Raw genomic sequence first — 23630 nt, 5'->3', positions numbered from 1 at the left:
TCCTGAAAAAACCAACCACGTCCAAAAAACGAAAAGACCGTATGGCCCGGATCAGCGCCCCCGGCCACGCTTCTTCTTCGCCGGATCGTAGCCGCCCCCACCAGGCCCCAGCGGCACAGGCGTCTTCGGCGCCTTCCGCGCTCCCGGCCGCCCGGCAGTCGAGGAGGCAATCGGTGGCGGCTCCAGCCCCATATCGATCGCCTCCAGACGCTTGACCTCGTCGCGCAGACGCGCAGCCTGTTCAAAGTCAAGATTGGCCGCAGCCTCCCGCATCCGCTTTTCCAGATCCTGGATCGTCGCCGGCAGCGACTTGCCAACAAACTGCTCCGTATCACCAGACCCGTCCGGCGCCACCGTCACGTAGTCCTGCTCGAACACCGACGACAGCGCATCGCCAATCTTCGAGCGCACCGTCATCGGCGTAATCCCGTGCGCCTCATTCCATTCCGTCTGCTTGGCCCGACGCCGCGCCGTCTCCTCGATCGCGTATTTCAGACTGTCCGTCATCTTGTCCGCATAGAGCAGCACACGCCCATCGACGTTGCGCGCTGCACGCCCGATCGTCTGGATCAGCGATGTCTTGGACCGCAGGAACCCTTCCTTGTCGGCGTCGAGAATGGCCACGACCGAACATTCCGGAATATCCAGCCCCTCACGCAGCAGGTTGATCCCCACCAGAACGTCAAACGCCCCAAGCCGCAGATCACGAATAATCTCAATCCGCTCCAGCGTATCCACATCCGAATGCAGATACCGGACCTTGATGCCGGCTTCGCCCAGATAGTCCGTCAGATCCTCGGCCATCCGCTTGGTCAGCGTCGTGACCAGAACGCGCCCACCCTTGCTGATCGCATCCCGACATTCATGCAGCAGATCATCGACCTGACCTTCGACAGGCCGTACATCCGTCACCGGATCAATCAGCCCCGTTGGACGGATGATCTGCTCGGCAAACACACCGCCTGTCTGCTCCATTTCCCACGGCCCCGGCGTCGCCGACACGAAAATCGACTGTGGCCGAAACGCATTCCACTCCCCGAAGGCCAAAGGACGGTTATCGATGCAAGACGGCAGACGGAACCCATAATCCGACAGCACGCTTTTCCGCGCCCTGTCCCCACGCTCCATGCCACCAATCTGCGGTACCGTGACGTGACTTTCATCCACGATCAGCAGTGCATCTTCCGGTAGGTATTCAAACAACGTCGGCGGCGGATCCCCTGGCCCACGCCCCGACAGATAGCGCGAGTAGTTCTCGATCCCCTTGCACGCCCCGGTCGTCTCGATCATTTCCAGATCGAAAGCGGTCCGCTGCGACAGACGCTCCGCCTCCAACAGTTTTCCGTCTTCGGTAAACTGCGCCAAACGCTGCCGAAGCTCGTTCTTGATCCCGATCATCGCCTGATTGAGCGTCGGCCGCGGCGTCACGTAATGCGAGTTCGCATAAACGCTGATTTCCGCCAGATCCGCCGTCTTGTTCCCCGTCAGCGGATCGAACTCCACAATCTGATCGATCTCGTCTCCAAACAGCGACACGCGCCAGGCCCGGTCCTCGTTCTGCACCGGGAAGATGTCGATCTGCTCGCCCCGCACCCGGAACGTCCCGCGCTCGAACGCCGCGTCATTGCGCCGGTACTGCAACTCCACCAGCGCCTTGATCAGCCGCTCTCGGTCAATGGACCCGCCAACCTCAAGCCGCACCACCATCTTCGAATACGTCTCGACCGAGCCAATACCGTAAATACAGGAGACGGACGCCACGATAATAACGTCATTACGCTCCAGCAGAGCCTGCGTGGCGGCATGGCGCATCCGGTCGATCTGCTCGTTGATCTGGCTGTCCTTCTCGATATACGTGTCCGACCGCGGCACATACGCCTCCGGCTGGTAGTAATCGTAGTAAGATACGAAATACTCGACCGCATTATCCGGGAAGAACTGCTTCATCTCCCCGTAAAGCTGCGCCGCAAGTGTCTTGTTCGGCGCCAGAATCAGCGTCGGCTTCTGCGTCGCCTCAATGACTTTCGCCATACTGAACGTCTTGCCCGAGCCCGTAACGCCAAGCAGGACCTGGTCCCGCTCACCGCCCTCAACGCCCCGCACAAGCTCCGCAATCGCCGTCGGCTGATCGCCCGCGGGCTCGTAATCCGATTTAACAACGAATTTACGCGTCTTCGCTTTCGCAGGCTGCCGCTCCGGCAAAAACTGGGTCATCGGCATTGCAGTCGCATTACGGACGGACGAGGATTCTTTTATGGCCATCATGCCAAGATGGGAAAGCGCATCACGGACAGCAAGAGCCTTCCCTACCCTCTTCCATAAAGACAGCATTCCACCTGCGTATCTTTATGACAACTTATTGCTGAAAGGGATGGAGAGACTCGTTCCCCAGAGGTATCAACACTCCCGCATCTCTGAAGGAAGAACCGTCATGGACGTCCAGACAATCGAGCAGACCTACAACCAACTCCAGCAACAGGCACAGCAGTCCGCCCAGGCCCTTCAGGCCCTGGGGTCCAAAATGCAGGCCGCAGCCCAGACCGGCGACATGCAGGCCCGCGAATGGTCCCTCGACCTGCGCGAACTCGCCCTCGCCTTCCAGGCCGAACAGCAGCAGGTCACAAACCTCCTGCAACAGCTCCACGCCGCCCTCGCCAATGCCCAACCGGACTACAGTACACAGCCCACCTATCAGGCCCCGACAGAGCAGGCCCCTGTCCAGCCGGTCCAGTCCGTACCGGACAACAATTTCATTTCGAACATCCTCAATTCCGGATTCGCCCGTTCTGTCGAAGCCGGTGCCGGATTCAGCATCGGCAACGATCTGATCAAGGAAATCTTCTGATTTTCGCTTGATATTTCTGAACTGATTTTTTCAGTACCCCTACCCGGTACCCCCACAGGCACCCAATCCCGACCCGGCTGATCACCGGGTCAAGTCTTCTCCCCGCGTCAGACTTCATTCCACAGAAAAAACCGTCTCCCAGAGCGGATTTCAAAGAGCTCCCAAGAAATCGTATACGAAAATAGAACGCTCTCATTACAAACCGACGCCATTCGTGCTGGTATAAATTAAAATTCTTTCAAGAATTTGTTTTTAATAATGAAATTAATAAAAATCATTCCACTTGAATACCGACTATATATTTAACTGTATTCATAAAAAACAACGCCCCTCCTTCCTACTGAACTGAGACGGAAGGTGATGTATTTATGAAACATAACGGAAAAACTGCACGATTTTTTCGGCAAATATCTTGTGATATTTCATTTTTATGACGTAGCGTGACTTTCAGGATTTACTTGGACAAGAATTGGGACCAACCCGTGCATTCAGACTTGGGACGATATCTCTTATCCGGTGTCGCGTTGATCGGCCTTCTGATCAGCCCGACTCACGCCGCAACTACCAGTCATACAACGCATCCGCATCGTTCGAATCACAGCCGGACCACAGCGCCCGCACACCGCACGCAGCCTGCCCGTACCCACAAACACGTAGAAGTGGCGTCCGGCTCCGAAGACATGACCATTCATGCACAGCGCAGAGGCTCTCACAGCGCGGTGGAAGTCGTCACACGAGAAACAATGGATCACTTCGTCGCCGGCACCAGCCCGATGCAGATCCTCGCCCTCACAACACCCGGCGCGAACTTCGCCTCCGATGACGCTTTCGGTCTCGATACGGTCGCCAACACTCTCTATGTCCGCGGCTTCAACCAGACCCAGCTCGGCGTCTCGCTCGACGGCATCCCGATGGGCGGCCAGGGCTTCCATAACTGGAACGGCCTCGGTGTCGACCAGATGGAAATCCAGGAAAACATCAGCAGCCTGACCATGTCCCAGGGCGCAGGCGCTCTGGACACACCCTCGGCACAGACCCTTGGCGGCGCCATCACCTTCACCTCAGCGGATCCGTCCGACAAAGCCGGCGGTCAGATCAGCCAGCTCTTCGGCAGCTATAACGGCTTCAGAACCTTCGGCCGGGTCGACAGTGGCAAGCTGAACGCCAGCGGCACCAAATTCTACGCCGCCTATGCCCGCACGGATCAGGATCTTTGGAAAGGATACGGGGACCAGCAGGAGCAGCAGGCCAATTTCAAACTGGTCCAGCCCGTCGGTGACCGCGGCAAGATCACAGCTGTCTTCGACTACTCGAATTTCGAGCAGTACAACTACCTCAGCCTGACGAAGAACATGTGGCAGAAGATGGGACGCAACACGACCTATCTGAAACCCAATTACGCCCTCGCCAAGGAATACGCCTATTACGCCCAGAATGGCGGTGTCCCCGCTGGTCTTGAAGGCGTTCTGTCGAACGACGAAATCGGCGATTACGCCTATGACGGCACTCAGACCCAGAGAAACTACCTCTCAGCCATCACGGGCGAATTCCAGCTCTTCCCCAACGTGACATCCAAGACAATCGCCTACGCGCATGTCTCGAACGGTGATTACAGCGCCACCAACCCGTTCCTGATCTCGCCGACCTCACAGGTCCCGATGGCGATGGAAACCGGTCATCCCGACGTCCGCCGTCTAGGTTTCGTCCAGAACTTCGACATCCATGCCGGTCATCACAACGATATCAAGACCGGCATCTGGTACGAGAACGATCGCTTCAACTACCCGATGATGATGTATGAAGACGGCGTCAATACACCGCATTCTTCCATCGCCGACTTCAAAAACGGCACGACCTGGTGGGCGGATTCCTTCAACACCAACACGTTCCAGTTCTATCTGCAGGACACATACCAGATCATTCCGGGCATGACCGTTGAAGCAGGCTTCCGCTCCCTGCTGCAGACAACACATGGTGGAACCAGCGTCGATAACACCAGCACGCTCTCTTCATGGGGCGTCTATTACAGCCACCCTGCTTCCGGCAACCTGACAGCCGCGAACGCATTCCTCCCGCATTTCAACTTTGACTACCACTTCCTCAATCAGCACGAAGTTTATTTCGATATCGCTGAAAACATGCGCGCCTATGACTACTCGGCCCAGAGCTCCAGCGGCTCACCCTGGTCCGGCCTCGGAAGCGCCTCCAACCCCGCACAGACGGTCTTTGACGAAAACAAAAAATCCCTGCGCCCCGAGCGTACTTGGAATTACGTGGTCGGATACCGGTTCAACTCCCACTTCTTCTCCGGAAGTGCCGATTTTTACCACACCGATTACTATAACCGCCTTGCTGCCATCACCAGCGGCTCAACTGGCAACACCTACAGTTCATTCATGAATGTAGGTCGTGAAACCATGAACGGCGCAGACGTCGCCGGTACGTTCCGTCCACTGCCCGGTCTGGCCATCACCAACAGCTTCAGCTGGAACGATGCCACCTACGAAGACACGCATCTGCCGTATAACGGCGGTTACGTTAACATCAAAGGCAAGCAGCAGGTCTACTACCCGAAGTTCATGTACAAGGCTGACGTGAGCTACACGTGGCACCACGCGACCTTCAACTTCAACACGACGTACACAAGCGCACGTCAGATGACCTACACCAACGATGAGCAGATCCCGGCTTACTGGACATCAAACCTCAACGTTGCTTACGATTTCGGCAAGGTCGGCTTCGCCCAGAGCCTGAAGACCTCCTTCGGAATCACCAACCTGTACAACCAGAACTATATCGGTGGCGTCTATGGCGCAGCATCCGTAGCGGGTGACGACAACGCCAACCTGTTCGTCGCAGCCCCGCGCGAATTCTTCGGAACCGTCGCAGCACAGTTCTAATCCAGTCATCAAAGTCTGGCGACCTTCATGGGCGCCAGACTTTGTCCTGCAAACACAACCCTCTGCATCAAAACAGCTCACATATATATTGCGATGCTATTCCTCACCCCATTATTGCTGCTCATTATGATGTTCTATTTAACACAAAAACACACGTGCCATATATCGCATTTATCCAAGTATTTAAACCCAATTTATACCCAATTTGTAAGTACATTTTTTCTGAGTTAATTAGAAGAATAGATAATAAAGCAATCCAATTTTCTTGATATTGAAGAGAAACTTATTCAGCTGAATGGACTGCGCGACCAACTCGCAGCGTTTTCACGAACTGTGGGTTGTGAAGTCTTCCGTCCGGATCTGAACCAAGCTCTGGCGTATTCTGACGGAAGCAAAGGCAGGTGACCACCATTCGATCCCCCCAACGTCCCAAGCACATCCCCAAGCCATGACATCAATAATATAAGGGCGCTTCCCACAAAGAAAGCGCCCTTTATTCCATGAACCCCAAACCCTCAGAGCGAAGATAGCGCCGGCGGCACCTTCGCCTTCACCAGAGCCTCTTTCTGACGCGCTGCCAGCACGTTCACGTCGAAGCCCTCGATCAGCTCCTCGAACATCTTATGCCAGTTCAGACGCGCCTCCAGACGCAGGAACGCACTCCCCAGCCCGATCGCCGAACGATCCATCAGCACGAACTCACGCGGCAGCTTCACACCGCCCGTCCGCTTCAGCCCGTCATAGACCTTCTCCAGAACCTGACGCGCCTCAGCCGGATCATTGCTCTCCTGCATGGAACACACACGATCCGTCATCAGCGGCCGGTAGAAGAACCGCGCCCATTCATTCAGGACACTCGCCGTCTCACGCGAAATCCCAACAAATCCCCACTTGCTGTAAGCGTGGAACGCCAGTTCCTCGTTATTCTCCCTCAGCGCCTTGAACAGATCAATAATCCCCTCCACAAAACGCGGCGAGAAAATCCGAACAGCCCCGAAATCCAGCAGGTTCAGACCATAATCATCCCGCACGGTGAAATTGCCCATATGCGGATCGCCGTGAATGACACCATAACGATAGACCGGCGTGTACCAGGCCTTGAACAGCGCCGTAGCCATCGCATTGCGACCCTCCAGCGGCAGGTTCTCACCCAGAACGGTCCGCATGCTGCGCCCGCTCACCCAGTCCATCGTCAGCAGCCGCCCGGTGGACAGTTCCTCAACCGGCGCCGGAACCGTCACCTCAGGCGTCTCGGAAAGCATGTCCCGATACAGCCGCAAATGGCTCGCTTCCCGACGGTAATCCAACTCTTCGCGCAGCCGGTCCGCAAGTTCTGTATAAACCTCGTCCTGCCGGATCGTCGTCTCGAACTGCTTATAAAGACCCAACGCGGCCCGGAACTGCCGCAGATCTGAATCCACCGCCGCCTGCATGTCCGGATACTGCAATTTGCACGCCACCTCGCGCCCATCAACCAGACGCGCCCGGTGCACCTGCCCAAGCGACGCCGCCGCCACGGCCTCATGGCTGAAGGAGCGGAAATGCTTTTCCCAACCAGCGCCAAGCTCAGCCTGCATGCGACGACGTACGAAGCTCCAGCCCATCGGCGGCGCATTGGACTGCAGATGCGCCAGCTCTTCGGCATACTCATCCGGCAACGCACCAGGGATAGTCGAGAGAAGCTGGGCCGCCTTCATCAGTGGCCCCTTGAGGTTTCCCAACGCCGACTTCAGGCCCTCTGCATGAACGCCCTTGTCCGTCTTGAAGCCCAGACGGTTACCCGCCATCCGTGCCGCAATACCGCCGACCGCGCCGGAGGTCCGCGCCATACGACGCAGCTCCCCCATAAGGCCGGTGTTGTCGAGATCCCTCGCCATGATGCTCCTCAGTCCTCCTGCTCGAGCTGATCAATCAGCCCCGAGATCACATCCAGTCCTTTACGCCAGAAACCCGGATCTGTCGCATCAAGTCCGAACGGCGCAAGCAGTTCCTTGTGCCGCAACGTCCCGCCCGCTTCGAGCATGGTGCGGTATTTCGCAGCAAAACCCTCAGGTTGTTCCTGATAAACGCCATAAAGCGCATTCACCAGACAATCCCCGAAAGCATACGCATAAACATAGAACGGCGAATGCACGAAATGCGGGATATAGGACCAGTAGAGATCATAATCCGGTGTGAAGTGGAATACGGGTCCGAGACTCCGCACCTGAACCTCACGCCAGATTTCTCCCAGACGCTCCGGCGAAAGCTCGCCCTTCGCCCGCTCGTCATGAACCTTCACTTCGAACTGGTAGAACGCGATCTGCCGGACAACCGTGTTCAGCATATCCTCGACCTTCGCCGCCAGCATGTGACGGCGACGCTTCGGATCGCTCTCCGCATCCAGCAGCGACTGGAACGTCAGCATCTCGCCGAACACCGAGGCCGTCTCCGCCAGCGTCAGCGGCGTAGACGCGTTCAGATAGCCCTGCGCCTTCCCAGCGAGCGTCTGATGCACGCCATGCCCCAGCTCATGCGCTAGCGTCATGACGTCACGCGGCTGCTCGCGATAGTTCATCAGAATATAGGGATGAACCGAAGGCACACAGGAATGGGAAAAGGCCCCCGAAGATTTCCCCGCGACCGGAGCCGCATCAATCCACGGATGCGTCAGGAACTTCTGCACGATCTCACCCAGCGCAGGATCAAACCCGGCATAGGCGTTCCGTACGATCTCCTTGCCCTGCTCCCAGTCGATCTTCCGCACATCCACACCCGGAAGCGGCGCATTGCGGTCCCAGTGCTCCAGCTTTTCCAGTCCGAGCCACTTCGCCTTGAGCGCATAATACCGGTGCGCCAACCGGGGATAAGCCTCGTCCACCGCGCCAACCAGCGCATCAACAACCTCGTCCTCGACCATATTCGCCAGATTGCGCGAACTCGTCGGACGCGGATAACCCCGCAGCTTGTCCCCGATCGCCTTGTCCTTGGCGAGCGTATTGGTAATCATCGTCAGCAGGCGCGAATTTTCGCCCAGCACGGCACTGATCTGCTGCGCCGCAGCCTCGCGCTTCGCACGATCTGCATTCGTCAGCAGATTGAACGCCTCGCCCAGAGGCTTTTCCTCACCGTCAATTGTGACACTTAGCGTCGCCATGGTCTCATCGAACAGCCGGTTCCAGGCATTACGCCCCGTCACCGACTTGTCCATCAGCACCTGCTCGACCTCATCGGAAAGCTGATACGGCCGGTACATCCGCAGATCCCGCAGATACGCATCCCATTTACGCATCTCCGGCGCCTCGCAGATCAGCGCCAGCGTCTCGTCAGGGATGCGGTTCAGCTCCAGCGTGAAGAACATCAGATCGGAGGCCACCTCCGTCATCCGCTCCTGCACACCCTGTGCAAACCGCCCCCAGACCGGATCAGTCGTATGCGCCGCAAAGCCAAGGCTGGAAAAAGACCCAATCTTCCCCAAGCCCTCCTCGATCGCTTCGTATTCCGCAAACGCCTTCGCCAGCTCCGCACCCTTCAGCGTCTCCAGGCGCCCCTTGTACGTTTCGCAGAAACTGCGCGCCGCCCCGGCCCAGCGATCGAAATCCGAAGCCAGCACCGGATCTTCCGGCGACACATAAAGATCAGAGAGATCCCAACGGGGAGGCATCTGCTCCCCGGAGGACGCATTCGATGTGCCATCAACGGCAGAAAAGAGCATGGTCATATCCTGACCTTAAAGCCACAATCCCCCCCGTCAAACGGGATGTTGATGACAAAACCGTAGTGTAAAACCGCCGCAAAGCCCGCAACTCCGGATCTCCCGCCACTTCATGCAAATATACCCTCCTCAGGCATCCGTTCCGCTGACATCCTTTGAAAACCTGCGCGAACGAATCGCAGGCCCCGACCTGGTCCGCACGGTCGCCATTCTCGATGTCCTGATCTGCCATGACGGAAGCCTGTTCTGTGCATGGTGGCACCAGCCCCTCCCGTTTCACCTGGCCGTGCTCGGCTTCTACGGCGTCATGCTGTTCTTCGTCCTCAGCGGCTTCCTGATCGGCACGATCATGCTGGACCTGCTGGAACGCAGAACATCCGTGAAAGGCTGGGGCATCTTCCTGCTCCGCCGCTGGCTGCGCACCCTGCCCGCCTATTATTTCTGGCTATTCGCGCTACTCATCCCACTCGCGTATTTCGGCCCTTACGGCGTGCCATGGGACGAAGCCCGCCACGCCCTGCCCTGGTTCCTGACCCTGACACAAAATCTCGGCTGGCCCATGGTCTCGAACTGGTACGGCGCCACCTGGTCGCTCTGCGTGGAGGAATGGTTCTACATCGCCTTCCCCGCCCTGCTACTGACGCTCCTCGCCTGTCGGATCAAACCCTCCACAGCCTTCGGAACCACACTCGCGGCCTTTTTCATCGTCCCGCTCTGCTGGCGCCTGTCGCTCCCCACGGACGTCAACTGGGACGAAGTCACCAGCAAAATCGTCCCCTGCCGCTTCGACTCAATTGCATGGGGCATCGCCGCCGCCTGGCTTTACAGGTACAGACCCGCCGTCACCCGCTACAGCACACTGCTCGCCACCGCAGGCACGGCGATCGTGCTCACCGTCTGGTGGCGCAATACCGGAGATGGTGCACTCTGGCCCCCGCGCTTCAGCGCCATGGCTTCATTTGATGTCATGGGACTGGGCTATGCCCTGTGCATGCCCGCCATGATGCGCCTGCGAACCCTGCCGCCCCTGATCGGCCCGGCAGTCCGCAGCATCAGCACCCACAGCTACGCGCTCTATCTGTGCCATCTCCCGCTAGTGATGATGGCGAGCGACCTTCAGACCCGCTACGGCCTCGAACGCAGATACGCCCTGCTCCTCACGATCCTCACCACCCTCGGCGGCGCGATCCTGTCATGGCACCTTGTGGAACGCCCCTGCCTGAAACTCCGTCCCAGACAGAGGTAACCAGACAGGGGTAAAACGTTTGTTCAGGCCGAAAGCTGGGACAGGTCTTCCTGAACGTAGCCGATAATCCGCGCATAATCGCGCGGCACAACATGCCAGAACCGCTCCAGCGTCTGCTCCCAGCAATGCAGCAGATCCGCAGCATAAGTGCTGCCCGTCTCCGCCACATGCCGCTCCACAAGTGCCCGAAGCTCCTGATCCCAGCGACTGCCAGCCGGCACACGGCTCCAGATCACCGTATCCGGGTTGATCTGCGCCTCGAACCGACCCTTCACGTCCAGAACATAAGCCATGCCCCCCGTGAAACCGGCGCCGAAATTGTCGCCCGTCTCCCCAAGGATCACAACCGTCCCACCCGTCATGTATTCACAGCCATTCGAGCCACAGCCCTCAACCACGGCCGTCGCCCCCGAGTTGCGGACCGCAAAGCGCTCACCCGCCTGCCCGGCCGCAAACAGCGTCCCCGCCGTCGCCCCGTACAGAACCGTATTGCCAATGATCGCGCTCTGCTCGGATGCCCACTGCGCCGCCGGTGACTTGCGGACAACAATCGTCGCCCCCGACAGCCCCTTGCCGACATAGTCGTTGGCATCGCCCTCGACCTCGATCTTGAGCCCCTGCACACCAAACGCCCCCAGAGACTGGCCGGCAGACCCGCGCAGCGACAGCGTGAGCTGCCCTTCCGGAAGCTCCTTCATGCCGAACTTGCGCGTAATCAGCCCAGAAACCCGCGTACCGATCGCACGATGGGTGTTCTGCACGGTGTAATGCAGGTGCAGCTTTTCCCGACGTTCGAACAGCGCCGTCGCATCGGGAATGATCTGCCCGTCCAGCGTCTCCGGCACTTCGTTACGCCCTTCACGGGTGCAGTAACGCGCATGCTCGCCCGGATCGGCCTGAACCAGCAGGGAGTTCAGATCCAGATCATCCAGATAATCCGCGCCACGCGACACCTGACGCAACATATCCGTACGTCCGATCACCTCTTCGAGCGATCGCACGCCCAGTTCCGCAAGAATATGCCGAATGTCTTCCGCAATCAGCGTGAACAGGTTGATAACCTTCTCAGGCGATCCCCCGAACTTCTCCCGCAGCTTTTCGTCCTGCACACACACACCCACCGGACAGGTGTTGGAGTGGCACTGGCGCACCATGATGCAACCCATCGCCACAAGCGCCGCCGTACCAATGCCGAACTCTTCCGCACCGAGCATCGCCGCCATGACAACGTCACGACCCGTCTTGATGCCACCATCCGTCCGCAGCACCAGACGATGACGCAACCGGTTGAGCATCAGAACCTGATGCGCTTCGGACAGCCCCATCTCCCACGGCAGACCCGCATAATGGATCGAAGACTGTGGGCTCGCACCCGTCCCGCCAGAATGGCCGGAAATCAGGATCGCATCCGCCTTGGCTTTCGCCACACCAGCCGCAATCGTACCAATGCCGGTCCGCGCCACCAGCTTGACCGTGACGGTCGCCGTCGGATTGATCTGCTTGAGATCGTAAATGAGCTGCGCCAGATCCTCGATCGAATAGATGTCGTGATGCGGCGGCGGCGAAATCAGCGTCACCCCCGGCGTCGCATGACGCAGACGCCCGATCAGCTCCGTCACCTTGAAGCCCGGAAGCTGCCCGCCCTCGCCGGGCTTCGCACCCTGCGCCATCTTGATCTCGATCTCGCGGCAGTCATTCAGATACTGCGCCGTCACGCCAAAACGCCCGGACGCCACCTGCTTGATCGCCGAAGACGCATTGTCCCCGTTCGGACGCGGCTTGGACCGTTCGGCATCCTCGCCACCCTCACCGGAATCGGACTTCGCACCAATCCGGTTCATGGCAATCGCCAGCGTCTCATGCGCCTCGGGGCTCAGAGCGCCGAGCGAAATTCCCGGCGCCACCAGACGACGCCGGATCTGCGTGATGCTCTCCACTTCGTCCACCGGAACCGGCGCATGGGCCGATTTGAAATCCAGCAGATCCCGCAGCGCCACAGGCGGCATCTGACGCACCGCATCCGCATAACGCCGGTACAGCGTGAAACTATTCGCCGTCACTGCACTCTGGAGCATGTGCACAAGCTGCCCCGAGAACGCATGCGTCTCACCCTGACGGCGCAGTTTATAGCGTCCGCCGACCGGAAGTGCCTCGACCTTCCGGTTCCACGCCGCCGCATGTGCGCCAAGGATATTGCGTGCAATGCCCGGCAGACCGATCCCCGAAATCCGCGACGGCATCCCCGGGAAGAACTCCGCCACCAGCGCGCGGGACAACCCGATTGCCTCGAAATTATACCCGCCCCGATAGGCCGAGATGATCGAAATGCCCGACTTGGACATGATCTTGAGCAGACCCTTGTCCACGGCCTTGCGATACCGCTCCATCGCCTCACGCAGAGACATCTTCCCGAACAGCCCGCGCCGCAGCCGGTCCGCCACGCAATACTGCGCCAGCGCCGGATTCACCGTCGTCGCACCAACACCAATCGTGACGGCAATCGCATGCACGTCGATCGCCCCGGACGTCCGCACGTTCAGCGACGTGAACGTCCGCAGCGAATTACGCACCAGATGGATATGCACGGCCGCGGTCGCGAGGATCATCGGAATCGCAACCCGCGTTGCATCCGTATTGTCGTCCGTCAGGAACAGATGCGTGCATCCGCCGCGAACATGATCTTCCGCCTGCGCCCGGATGGAGGCAATCGCCGCCCGCAGACCTTCCTCGCCCTCTTCGGCCGGGAAAGTGCAGTCGATCACGCCAGCATTCTCGCCGCAGACCTTCCGCAGTTCGTCAAACTCACCAATCGTCAGAACCGGGCTCGGCAACTGCAACAGATCGCACTGCTCCGGCGCTTGGTCGAGAATGTTCCCCAGATTACCCAGCCGCGTAATCAGGCTCATCACTCGCGTCTCGCGCAGGGAGTCGATCGGCGGATTCGTTACCTGACTGAACCCCTGACGGAAATAATGCGCCAACCCGCGATAGATCGTGGACAACACCTGAAGCGGCGTATCATCGCCCATCGACCCCAGAGCCTCGGCCGCATTCTCCACCATCGGGTGCAGAATGGTCTCCAGCTCCTCATGCGTCAGACTGACCGCGACCTGATGCCTCCGCAGCAGATCGGCGTCCAGCGCCTCAGGCTCCACAACATCGCGCACGATCGGCTCGATATCGCGGATGCGCTTCACCCAGCCTTGGAAATCCTGACGTGACGCCAGCATCTCGAGCAACTCTTCAGACTGGTAAAGCCGCCCTTCCTTCAGATCCAGCGCAAGCGTCTGCCCTGGACCAAGGCGCCCGCGGCTTTTAACCCGCGCATCCGGCACCCGGACCATCCCCGTCTCGGAGCCCACGATGAGCAGACCATCCTGCGTGATGCTATATCGCAGCGGACGCAGCCCGGCGCGATCCAGCCCGGCCACAACCCAACGCCCATCCGTCGCACACAACGCCGCCGGACCATCCCACGGCTCAATCACCGCATTACAATACCGAAACAACGACCGCGCCGCATCGGACATCGCGGAGTTCGCGCCCGCCGATGCCGGTACCAGCATCGTCTTCGCCATAGGCGCATCACGCCCGGCGAAAGTCAGCAATTCAAACACATTGTCCAGCACTGCCGTATCCGAGCCAGCAGCCTGCACGACAGGCTTGAGATCCGCCATGTACGGGTCCAGATCCGGATGCGCGAGCCGCGTCTCATGCGAACGCATCCAGTTCGTATTGCCCGAAATCGTGTTGATCTCGCCGTTATGCGCCACCTTGCGGAACGGCTGGGCCAGCTTCCAGGTCGGGAACGTATTGGTCGAATACCGCTGATGGTAGATCGCAAACCGCGACACAAACCGCTCATCCAGCAGATCCGGATAAAAATCCGTCAGGTTTTCAGCAAGGAACATACCCTTGTAGATTACCGAACGGCAGGACATCGAACACACATACAGATCAACCTGGTGCGCCGTCGCCTGCTTCTCGATCCGCCGACGCAGCACATACAGGTCACGCTCGAACTCGTCCTCGGACCGGCCAAGCCGGTTGCGGATCATGATCTGCTCGATCTCCGGCCGCGTCTGGTTGGCCTTCTCGCCAATGCACGCCGTGTCGATCGGCACCTGACGCCAGCCATAAATCCCGTAACCGAAGTTCAGAATTTCCGTCTCAATGATCTGACGGCCACGCTCCTGCGCGCCCAGATCGGTTTTGGGCAGGAACACCATGCCCACTGCGATACGACCATCAATCGTATCGTCGCTGGAGCTATTATGGATCGCCTCGGCAAAGAAATCCTGCGGAATTTCTACATGAATACCCGCGCCATCGCCGGTCTTACCGTCTGCATCCACCGCACCGCGATGCCAGATATTACCCAGCGCCTCGATGCCTGCCTGAACCACACTGCGCGACGGCTTGCCGTCCAGCGCCGCGACCAGACCCACACCACAGGAATCGCGCTCCTGCGACGGGTCATACAGCCCCTTCAGACGCTCGACATTCTCGGCATACTCGCGGATGAAATCGTTATTCTGTGTCATTCCGCGGCCTCCAGAGAACCGGTTACTGTTTCAGTCAGATGATGATGGATCGCATCGGCCGCATCCCGGCCGTCCTTGATCGCCCAGACGACAAGGCTCGCTCCGCGCACGATAATCGCCCCCGGCGAACACACCCGGCAAGCTCGTCTCAAAGCCACCCGGCGGCACCGTTAGCGTGCCCCAGCGCGTCACAGCCAGATCAGGAGCCGCGAACTGCCCCGGCAGATCCTCAGGATCAAAGCCCAGAGCCTTGATGACCAGATCGCCCTCAATCACGTCATGCTGCCCCGTGCCCTCGATAGACCGGCGCCCCGACGCATCCGGAGCCCCCAGTCGCATCTTCAGAACCCGTACGCCCGACACGCTGCCATCACCGAGAAATGCCTCAGGCGAGCCCAGCCATTCGAACTGCGCACCTTCTTCCTCGGCATTGTAAACTTCCTGCCGCGATCCCGGCATATTCGCCCGGTCCCGGCGGTAAACACAGGTCACACGCTCGGCACCCTGACGGATCGACGTGCGCACGCAGTCCATGGCCGTGTCACCACCGCCAATAACCACAACCCGACGGCCCTTCGCATGAAGCGCCGCATCCTCGCCCGGATCCTCGTCATAGCCACGACGGTTGGACGCCGTCAGGAAGTCGATCGCATCGACAACACCCTCAAGACCAGCCCCCGGCACCTTCACATCGCGCGAGCGATACACACCCGTCGCGAGAAACACCGCATCATGCCGCGCCCGCAGATCCTCAAGCGCCGTCTCCCCCTCGCCCGAACCAACAGGCGTGGAGAGATGGAACACGATCCCCTGCTCTTCCAGCAGCGCATGACGGCGCGCCACCACATGTTTTTCCAGCTTGAAGCTCGGAATGCCGTAAGTCAGCAATCCACCCACACGGTCCTGACGCTCATAGACATGAACCTCATAACCCTGCGCCCGCAGCCGCTCCGCACAGGCCAGCCCCGCAGGACCAGACCCCACGACCCCGACACTGCGCCCAAGTTCACGATCCGGAAGTGCCGGCTTCACCCAACCCTGCTCGAACGCATTTTCCGTGATGAAGCGCTCGACAGCACCAATGGTGACGCTTTCAAAGCCCTTGTTGATGACGCAGTTGCCTTCGCACAGCCGGTCCTGCGGACAGATCCGCCCGCAGATCTCCGGAAACGTATTCGTCGCGGACGACATCTCATACGCTTCCTCAAGCCGGTCCTCAGCCGTCAGCTTCAGCCAGTCGGGAATGTTGTTCCCCAGCGGACAATGCACGGAGCAGAACGGAATCCCGCACTGCGAACACCGCGACGCCTGCTCTTCCGCCCGGCTGCGCGCGAACCCACGATAAATCTCCCCGAAGTCCTGACGGCGTTCAGCCGCATCGCGCTTCTCCGGAAGCACCTGGGGGTGGGTGACGAACTGCAACATCCGTTCGGCCATGCGTCGTGTCTCCTGCAAACATGCGAGTAAGAATGCAGCTATTCCGTCACTTTATCCAATAATAGTCAGCAGTGCTGACCCTTCATTGGAAATACCCCATCCACAGCCTTCCTGAGGCATTTTTCACACACTTATTTAGGTCCATATCGGACCTATAATTTCCGAAACCGCCGCCAAGTCTCACAAACACTACCATTCAAATAACCCGGCACCACACTCCGCATCGCCGTCGGCTTCATCCCGAGCGACTGGAGATCATCCGCACCCGGCTGCACCACATTATCCAGCCCCATCATCACGACCTGATCCCGCGTCAGCAGATGCCCCGGCAACGCCTCAAGGATTTCCGCCTCCAGCTTTGCCACCCAGTCCGGCACCGGCAACAGCAACCGACGACGACCCGACGCCTCCAGCACGAACGCCATCAGCTCTTTCATGGTCAGCACATCCGGCCCACCCGCCTCGACTGTCATGCCCGCACGCTCCGGCGTCAGCAGCGCCATCGCCGCCCGCGCCACATCCCCAACATAGACCGGCTGGAACCGCGTCCCCGCCGCAAACACCGGCAACACCGGCGAGAGCTTCGCAATCAACGCGAACATGTTGAAGAAACTGTCGTCGGGCCCAAAAATCACTGAAGGCCGCAATAGCGCAGATTCCGGAAACACCTCCCGCACCGCACACTCGGCCAGCCTCTTGCTCCGCCCATAATTCCCAGGCGAGCGTATCGAAGCCCCGATGGCAGACATGTGCATATACTGCCCTACGCCCTCGCGCTGCGCCGCAAGCGCCGCCAGACGCGCACCCTCCACATTGACGCGATGCATCGCCTTCACATCCGGCGACATGATCGACACAAGATTGATTCCCGCATCAGCTCCACTGAACAGACGCTCCAGCGAACCCACGTCATTCACGGACGCTTTGATGAACTCCACACGCCCATCACCCGGAAAGCGGGCCAACGCCTGATCGCCCTCGGGATTGCGACTGCCAACACGCACCACATGCCCCGACGCCACAAGCCGCCCCACCAGCTCGCGACCAACAAAGCCTCCACCGCCCAGAACCGCCACAACCCGCCCCACGGACTGCACGCCCCTGTCCGGCCCGCTCCCTTCACAAATCCCGTCACTCATGCCGCCGCCAGTCCCCTCTACGGAAAAATTTGTACGCATTGTTGTTTTTCTTTCAGTTTAGCTGTTGACGCCCCACACGTGCAGGGGTAAACGCCTCTTCACCGAGCCGGGATGCTCCAGGAAACTGAAAAAACCCGGTGCTTTCTGAGCCCAGATGGCGGAATTGGTAGACGCGCAGGTTTCAGGTACCTGTGTCCGAAAGGACGTGGAAGTTCGAGTCTTCTTCTGGGCACCACAGACGATCAGGCAACATACTGCCTCGATCCTCTGGTGATCAAAAAAATTTGGTGACGACAAATGAGTTCGCAGAGCGCCATCCATCTTCATGACGGCGATCTGCCGGATGACTTTGATTTAGGCCCTCTCGTCGCCATCGATACCGAGACTATGGGTCTCAATCCCCATCGTGACCGCCTCTGCCTCGTCCAGCTTTCAGCCGGCGACGGTGAAGCCCATCTCGTCCAGATCAAGCCGGCCTCCATGGGTGGCCGCGGCTATGACTGCCCGAACCTCAAAGCTCTTCTGACAGACGATTCCGTCACCAAGCTGATGCATTTCGCACGCTTTGACGTCGCAGTCCTGCAGAACGCCTTCGACATCACAATCCCATCGGTTATCTGCACCAAGATCGCCGCCCGACTGGTCTACACCTTCACCAACCGCCACGGCCTGGCCTATCTGTGCCGCGACCTTCTTGGCGTCGAAATCTCCAAACACCAGCAGAGTTCAGACTGGGGCGCACAAACCCTCACCCCTGACCAACTCCTCTATGCCGCTTCGGACGTGCTGTATCTTCACGCATTGTGGGATAAGCTCGAAGCCATGCTGATCCGTGAAAACCGCCGTGACCTTGCGCAGGCCTGCTACGATTTCCTTCCGGCCCGCTGCCGACTGGACCTCATGGGCTACGAAGAGCCCGACATTTTCTCGCATCGCGCCTGATTTCCCGCCTGGCCTGAACATGCACCGTCCGTCGCCCCGCCCCTTCCGTACTGCGCTCGATTCGGCACTCCAGACCGTCTCTATCGAGCGCAAAGGCCTTCAGGCCCTCGAACACGCCCTCTCCGGCCCGCTCGGAGAAGCCTTCTGCGAGGCCGTGAACCGCATCGCCGAGAGCGAAGGCCGCCTGATCGTCACCGGGATCGGCAAATCCGGCCATATCGCCCGCAAGATTCAGGCCACCCTTGCCTCCACCGGCACGCCCTCCCTTTTCCTACACCCCGCAGAAGCCGCCCACGGCGATCTGGGCATGGTGGCCCCGGGCGACCTGATCCTGGCCTTCTCCAATTCCGGCGAAAGCACCGAGCTCGCCGCGATTCTGGCCTATGCCGCCCGACAGAAGCACTGCGTGATCGCCATTACTTCGGTCGGCACCTCCGCCCTGGCCCGCGCTTCCGAGATCCCACTGGTCCTCCCCACGAGCACCGAGGCCTGCCCGATGGGGCTGGCGCCGACGACCAGCACCCTGCTGCAACTCGCCCTGGGCGACGCACTTGCCCTCGCACTGCTTGAAAAACGCGGCTTTACCGCCCGTGACTTCGGAGTTTTCCACCCCGGCGGCCTCCTCGGTGCCCGCCTGCGCCCCATCAGTGACCTGATGCACACAGGTGACGCCCTCCCTCTCGGACAGAGCAGCCTCTCGTTGCGCTCCGTTATTCTCGAGATGACACGCAAGTCATTCGGGTGCATGGGTGTGACTGATGACAATGGTGTACTTCAGGGCCTCATCACGGACGCCGACCTGCGCCGCGCCCTCTCCGGTGACCTCGACACAACCACGGCGAAGGACGTCATGAACGCCGCCCCCGTCACCGCCACCCCCACGACACTGGCGCAGGACGTGCTGCAACTCATGAACCAGCGCGAACGCCCCATCACGAGCCTCTTCATCGTGGATGAAGATCGGCGCCCCACGGGAATCGTCCACGTCCACGACCTCCTGCGAAGCGGCCTGTCATGAACGGCCCTACCCCGAACGTTCCCGGCCCCAATGCTCCGCCCCCCGAAAACGGCGAGCCCCGCATCCGCCGCGAAGATTTCGATCCCGACCGCGCCGAGAGTCTCGCCCGTCTCGACAGCCTGCGCCGCGCAGCCTTCCAGCGCATCCGTCAGGCCCCCGACGCCGAACAGCTTGCCCGCCGCCGCTCCCTCCTGGGATTCGCCAAATGGGCGCTGCCAGGCCTTGCCCTCGTCCTGCTCAGTTCCATCGCCGCCTGGCCCGAGATATCCCATCTCGTGAACCAGAACCGCGCCGCCCTGAAGGAGATGGCTCGTCTGCGCGTGGAAAGCGGCAACATGGAACAGGCCACCTATCGCGGCCTCGATGCCCATAACCACCCCTACATGATCACCGCCCGCACCACCCACCAACAGGGCCCTGATCGCGTGGATCTGATCGACCCGGTCGCCGACATCCAACTCTCCGGCAACTCCTGGGCCCATATCCGCTCCGATCGCGGCGTTTACATGCAGCACGAACAGACGCTGGATCTCGACGACAACGTCGTGCTCTACCGTGACGACGGCCTGCTGTTGAACGGCCCCTCCGCCGATCTGGACCTTAAAGCCGGCGTGATCGCATCCCGCGACTGGGTCCACGCTGAAGGTCCCTTCGGCCGGCAGGACGCCCAAGGCTATTTTCTGGACCAGCATGCAGGTATCATGCAGTTTACAGGACCGGGACTGACGGTCCGCAACGATGACAACGGCCCTCCGAGTGCGGCGGCCCGCCTGCACCTGCAAGGACTGAAGACCGAAAAATGACCCCCCGCCCCGCAGCCCTCCTCCCCCTCCTCATCGCCCTGCCGCTCGCGCTTCCCCCAGCCCCGGCACATGCGGACGGACTGGACATGTCCCACGGCGAAGCCGTCCAGCTCTTCTGGAAAAAAGAAGAGATCTATGACCGCAACGCCCAGACCGTGACGCTTACGGGAGGCGCACGGGCCGTGCGTGGAGATGTGACGGTCGATGCGGACACGCTGATCGGATATCTGCGCAAGAAAACTCCACCTCCGGGACAGCCTGCTCCTCCTCCTTCCCCGGCTAACGCCAAGGATAACAGCGGCGACCCGATGGGAGGTTCTCTTGAGCTGTATCGGATCGAGGCTCGCGGCAACGTCCATATTTACAACCAGACCGATCAGGGTTGGGGCGATCATGCCCTGTACGACATGGATCAGGCCGTAATGGTCATGACCGGAAAGCATCTCAAACTGACGACCCCGCAGGACGTCCTGACTGCACGTGACGTGATGGAGTATCACTCGAAGACACGCATGTCGGTCGGTCGCGGTGATGCCACCGTAACCACCAATGATGGCAAGCAGGTCAAGGCGGACGTTCTGGTCTCCTTCAGCAAACCCAGCGACGCACCTGCACCAGGACAGCCACAGTCGGCCAAGCCGGCCCAGGCCACCGATTCCTCCAATCCGATGGGCGGCGGCGCCTCAAAGCTCGACCGCGCCTACGGCTGGGGACACGTTGTCCTCCGTACCCCGACCCAGACCGCTACCGGCGACCGCGGCGTCTATGTTTTCGACACCCAGATCGCACGCCTGATCGGGCATGTGCATGTCACGCAGGGCCAAAACCAGAATAATGGTTCGCAGGCCATCGTGAACATGAAGACCGGCATTGCAACCATGCTGCCGGGCACGGATTCGCCCATTCAGGGGCTCGTCGTGCCGAACGAGGCCAACAGCAGCCAGGCACCCAAGTGACAGACAGCTACATCCCCTCTCCGCCACCCCCGACCGGTCTGGTCGCAAGTGGCATCGGCAAATCCTACAAGAAACGTGCAGTCGTCAAGAACGTCTCGCTTCAGGTGCAGCGCGGCGAAGCCGTTGGCCTCCTCGGCCCGAACGGTGCGGGCAAGACGACCAGTTTTTATATGATCGTCGGCCTCGTACAGCCCGACACCGGGACCATCACGCTGGATGGCGCGGACATCACGCAACTTCCGATGTATCGCCGTGCGCGTCTCGGTGTTGGCTACCTGCCGCAGGAAGCCAGCATTTTCCGTGGCCTGAATGTCGAACAGAACATTATGGCGGCACTTGAGGTCGTCGAGCCCGACCCGGAAAAGCGCGACTTGATGCTTAACGGCCTGCTGGCCGAGTTCGGCATTACCCATCTACGCCGCTCGCCTTCGCTCGCCCTGTCCGGTGGTGAACGCCGCCGTCTGGAAATTGCCCGTGCACTCGCCAGCCAGCCGAACTACATCCTGCTTGATGAACCGCTTGCCGGCATTGATCCGATTGCCGTCGGTGAAATCCGCGATCTCGTTTCGCATCTGAAGGATCGCGGTATCGGGGTGCTGATCACGGACCATAACGTCCGCGAAACGCTCGAAGTCATTGACCGCGCCTATATCATGCATGGCGGCCAAGTCCTGATGGAAGGGACACCCGAAGCCATTGTTGCGAACGAAGATGTCCGCCGGGTCTATCTCGGAGAGAATTTCTCGCTGTAACATACCGGGATGCTTGTCCCGGGCCTGATCCAGCGTCAGTCGCAGTCTCTCGTCATGACGCCTCAATTGCGCCAGGCGATCGCCCTACTGCAATATACGCAGACCGATCTCGCCCAGCATCTCCGGCAGGTCTGTGAGACCAACCCACTCCTCATTCTGGAGCCCGATGTCTCAGTCCCTGACGCCCTGCCTGCGTCAGACGAGTTCCACGATGACGACCCGGACCATTTCACCATAGCGCCCGACCGTCCGGAAGCCGCAGCGCCGCCCCCGTCCGACCGTGACGATCTGGTCCTTCAGATCCGCCTTTCCATTCCTCCAGATGAGCAGAACGCCGCTTTCCATCTACTGGACACGCTCGATGAAACCGGTCGTCTGACTGTGTCTGTCACGGATCTCGCGACCGCACTTGGTATGGATGCCTCCCGGCTCGAAGAAATCCGACAGATCCTCATGCATTTTGAGCCAGCGGGTCTTTTCGCCCGCTCCCTTGAAGAATGTCTGGCCGCACAACTCCGGGTCCGGAACCGGCTCGATCCCGCGATGCAGATCCTGCTCGACAATCTGGATCTCCTCGCCCGACGGGACTGGCGCAAACTCCGCGAAAAATGCGCCCTCGATCAGGAAGACTTGCTGGACATGCTGTCCGAGATTCAGGCCCTTGATCCACACCCTGGCCTCAGCCTTCCGCCACCCGCGCCACCTATTGAACCCGACCTGATCGTTCGCGCTAACGGCTCCGGGTTTCGCCTGACCTTCAACACGCGCCTGCTTCCCAAACTCCGCTTCGACGATGCACTGCGTGCGCAGATTGACAGCCATACGGACGCCGGAAAAACACTCCTCACCTATGCCACCGAAGCCACAGCGCTGATCCGTGCCCTGCAAAACCGCAAACAGTCGCTCCTCACCGTCGGTTATGCCATCGTCCAGCATCAGGCCGCCTTCCTGCGCGACGGTCCAGCCGCCCTGCGTCCCCTGACCATGCGCGAAATCGCCGAGCGCACGGAGCTGCATGAAAGCACCATCAGTCGCATTGTCAGCAACAAATACATCGACACACCGCAGGGAACCGTCCCACTGAAGCTCTTCTTTTCAACCGCTCTTCCATCCGGAGACGGCACGACCCAGAGCGCCCACGCCATCCAGCATCGTCTTCAGGGACTGATCTCAGCAGAAGGCGACGACGTCCTGTCCGATGATGCCCTGACAGCTCTCCTCCAAAAGGAAGGCTTCTCCATCCAGCGCCGCACCGTTGCGAAATATCGCGAGGGGCTTGGTATTGCGAAATCCAGCCAGCGCAAGCGGCTGCGCCGCACGTCCTGACGCATCAAGCAGAGATGCAAGGCTTTGA

14 protein-coding genes, 1 tRNA gene and 2 pseudogenes are annotated in these 23630 nt (G+C 59.9%); 11 read left to right on the top strand and 6 right to left on the bottom strand.

The window, feature by feature from the left end:
• Nucleotides 1-51 precede the first annotated feature (51 nt).
• Complete coding sequence (gene uvrB / locus GSP01_RS01665; protein ID WP_373320103.1) at nt 52-2262, bottom strand: excinuclease ABC subunit UvrB; 2211 nt, start codon at nt 2260-2262, stop codon at nt 52-54.
• 169 nt (nt 2263-2431) lie between these two features.
• Here uvrB and GSP01_RS01660 point away from each other — a divergent pair, with 169 nt between their 5' ends.
• From GSP01_RS01660 to GSP01_RS15040, 3 genes and pseudogenes are all read left to right on the top strand, one after another.
• Entirely contained in the window at nt 2432-2845 is a 414-nt protein-coding gene (locus GSP01_RS01660; protein WP_141349946.1) for a hypothetical protein, read from the top strand.
• A gap of 680 nt (nt 2846-3525) precedes the next feature.
• Complete coding sequence (locus GSP01_RS01655) at nt 3526-5745, top strand: TonB-dependent receptor family protein (protein WP_228123697.1); 2220 nt, start codon at nt 3526-3528, stop codon at nt 5743-5745.
• Nucleotides 5746-5991: 246 nt separating this feature from the next.
• Nucleotides 5992-6147 (top strand): annotated as a pseudogene (locus GSP01_RS15040) (IS5/IS1182 family transposase); the annotation flags it as partial.
• Between the two features lie 113 nt (nt 6148-6260).
• Here GSP01_RS15040 and GSP01_RS01645 read toward each other — a convergent pair.
• Both GSP01_RS01645 and GSP01_RS01640 read right to left on the bottom strand, forming a co-directional pair.
• Nucleotides 6261-7622: an ABC1 kinase family protein gene (locus tag GSP01_RS01645; protein WP_141349944.1), complete on the bottom strand. Its 1362-nt coding sequence runs from the start codon at nt 7620-7622 to the stop codon at nt 6261-6263.
• A gap of 8 nt (nt 7623-7630) precedes the next feature.
• A complete protein-coding gene (locus GSP01_RS01640; protein WP_141349942.1) occupies nt 7631-9439 on the bottom strand; it encodes a M3 family oligoendopeptidase in 1809 nt (602 codons plus the stop codon).
• Between the two features lie 112 nt (nt 9440-9551).
• On the opposite strand from GSP01_RS01640, the gene GSP01_RS01635 reads away from it, so the two are divergent.
• Nucleotides 9552-10685 carry an acyltransferase family protein gene (locus GSP01_RS01635; RefSeq protein WP_141349940.1) on the top strand — a complete coding sequence of 378 codons (1134 nt, stop codon included), beginning with the start codon at nt 9552-9554 and terminating at the stop codon, nt 10683-10685.
• A 23-nt stretch (nt 10686-10708) separates the two neighbouring features.
• Here the strand turns inward: GSP01_RS01635 and gltB are convergent, their stop codons facing one another.
• The 3 genes and pseudogenes from gltB to GSP01_RS01620 all read right to left on the bottom strand — a co-directional run bounded on the left by gltB (nt 10709) and on the right by GSP01_RS01620 (nt 17844).
• Nucleotides 10709-15229, bottom strand: coding sequence for a glutamate synthase large subunit (gene gltB, locus GSP01_RS01630; protein ID WP_141349938.1), 4521 nt, complete (start codon nt 15227-15229; stop codon nt 10709-10711).
• Nucleotides 15226-16666: pseudogene (locus GSP01_RS01625) on the bottom strand (NAD(P)-dependent oxidoreductase). The gene gltB and the pseudogene GSP01_RS01625 overlap by 4 nt, the downstream one beginning before the upstream one ends.
• 152 nt (nt 16667-16818) lie before the next feature.
• Nucleotides 16819-17844, bottom strand: a complete 1026-nt coding sequence (locus GSP01_RS01620) for a complex I NDUFA9 subunit family protein (RefSeq protein ID WP_228123655.1) — start codon at nt 17842-17844, stop codon at nt 16819-16821.
• Nucleotides 17845-17953: 109 nt separating this feature from the next.
• Here GSP01_RS01620 and GSP01_RS01615 point away from each other — a divergent pair.
• The 7 genes from GSP01_RS01615 to rpoN all read left to right on the top strand — a co-directional run bounded on the left by GSP01_RS01615 (nt 17954) and on the right by rpoN (nt 23602).
• A tRNA-Leu gene (locus GSP01_RS01615) sits at nt 17954-18040 on the top strand.
• Nucleotides 18041-18102: 62 nt separating this feature from the next.
• Nucleotides 18103-18747, top strand: a complete 645-nt coding sequence (locus tag GSP01_RS01610; protein WP_141349936.1) for a ribonuclease D — start codon at nt 18103-18105, stop codon at nt 18745-18747.
• A 19-nt stretch (nt 18748-18766) separates the two neighbouring features.
• Nucleotides 18767-19765, top strand: a complete 999-nt coding sequence (locus tag GSP01_RS01605; RefSeq protein ID WP_141349934.1) for a KpsF/GutQ family sugar-phosphate isomerase — start codon at nt 18767-18769, stop codon at nt 19763-19765.
• Nucleotides 19762-20568: an LPS export ABC transporter periplasmic protein LptC gene (lptC, locus tag GSP01_RS01600; RefSeq protein WP_228123656.1), complete on the top strand. Its 807-nt coding sequence runs from the start codon at nt 19762-19764 to the stop codon at nt 20566-20568. The genes GSP01_RS01605 and lptC overlap by 4 nt, the downstream gene beginning before the upstream one ends.
• Nucleotides 20565-21524, top strand: coding sequence for an LptA/OstA family protein (locus GSP01_RS01595; RefSeq protein WP_141349932.1), 960 nt, complete (start codon nt 20565-20567; stop codon nt 21522-21524). Before lptC ends, GSP01_RS01595 begins: the two co-directional genes overlap by 4 nt.
• Nucleotides 21521-22276 carry an LPS export ABC transporter ATP-binding protein gene (gene lptB, locus GSP01_RS01590; protein WP_141349930.1) on the top strand — a complete coding sequence of 252 codons (756 nt, stop codon included), beginning with the start codon at nt 21521-21523 and terminating at the stop codon, nt 22274-22276. The genes GSP01_RS01595 and lptB overlap by 4 nt, the downstream gene beginning before the upstream one ends.
• 9 nt (nt 22277-22285) lie before the next feature.
• Entirely contained in the window at nt 22286-23602 is a 1317-nt protein-coding gene (gene rpoN / locus GSP01_RS01585; protein ID WP_141349928.1) for an RNA polymerase factor sigma-54, read from the top strand.
• Nucleotides 23603-23630 lie beyond the last annotated feature (28 nt).

It is taken from the genome of Gluconobacter sphaericus NBRC 12467 (assembly GCF_006539125.1).
Classification (GTDB): domain Bacteria; phylum Pseudomonadota; class Alphaproteobacteria; order Acetobacterales; family Acetobacteraceae; genus Gluconobacter; species Gluconobacter sphaericus.
The sequence above is the reverse complement of the archived record's forward strand: the minus strand, read 5'-3'. Positions and strand labels throughout refer to the sequence as shown.

Bases quoted from the DNA above. Each gene is read 5' to 3' on its own strand.
- uvrB (WP_373320103.1), bottom strand. From the start codon at position 2,262: ATGGCCATAAAAGAATCCTCGTCCGTCCGTAATGCGACTGCAATGCCG.
- GSP01_RS01660 (WP_141349946.1), top strand. From the start codon at position 2,432: ATGGACGTCCAGACAATCGAGCAGACCTACAACCAACTCCAGCAACAG.
- GSP01_RS01655 (WP_228123697.1), top strand. From the start codon at position 3,526: ATGACCATTCATGCACAGCGCAGAGGCTCTCACAGCGCGGTGGAAGTC.
- GSP01_RS01645 (WP_141349944.1), bottom strand. From the start codon at position 7,622: ATGGCGAGGGATCTCGACAACACCGGCCTTATGGGGGAGCTGCGTCGT.
- GSP01_RS01640 (WP_141349942.1), bottom strand. From the start codon at position 9,439: ATGCTCTTTTCTGCCGTTGATGGCACATCGAATGCGTCCTCCGGGGAG.
- GSP01_RS01635 (WP_141349940.1), top strand. From the start codon at position 9,552: ATGCAAATATACCCTCCTCAGGCATCCGTTCCGCTGACATCCTTTGAA.
- gltB (WP_141349938.1), bottom strand. From the start codon at position 15,229: ATGACACAGAATAACGATTTCATCCGCGAGTATGCCGAGAATGTCGAG.
- GSP01_RS01620 (WP_228123655.1), bottom strand. From the start codon at position 17,844: ATGCGTACAAATTTTTCCGTAGAGGGGACTGGCGGCGGCATGAGTGAC.
- GSP01_RS01610 (WP_141349936.1), top strand. From the start codon at position 18,103: ATGAGTTCGCAGAGCGCCATCCATCTTCATGACGGCGATCTGCCGGAT.
- GSP01_RS01605 (WP_141349934.1), top strand. From the start codon at position 18,767: ATGCACCGTCCGTCGCCCCGCCCCTTCCGTACTGCGCTCGATTCGGCA.
- lptC (WP_228123656.1), top strand. From the start codon at position 19,762: ATGAACGGCCCTACCCCGAACGTTCCCGGCCCCAATGCTCCGCCCCCC.
- GSP01_RS01595 (WP_141349932.1), top strand. From the start codon at position 20,565: ATGACCCCCCGCCCCGCAGCCCTCCTCCCCCTCCTCATCGCCCTGCCG.
- rpoN (WP_141349928.1), top strand. From the start codon at position 22,286: ATGCTTGTCCCGGGCCTGATCCAGCGTCAGTCGCAGTCTCTCGTCATG.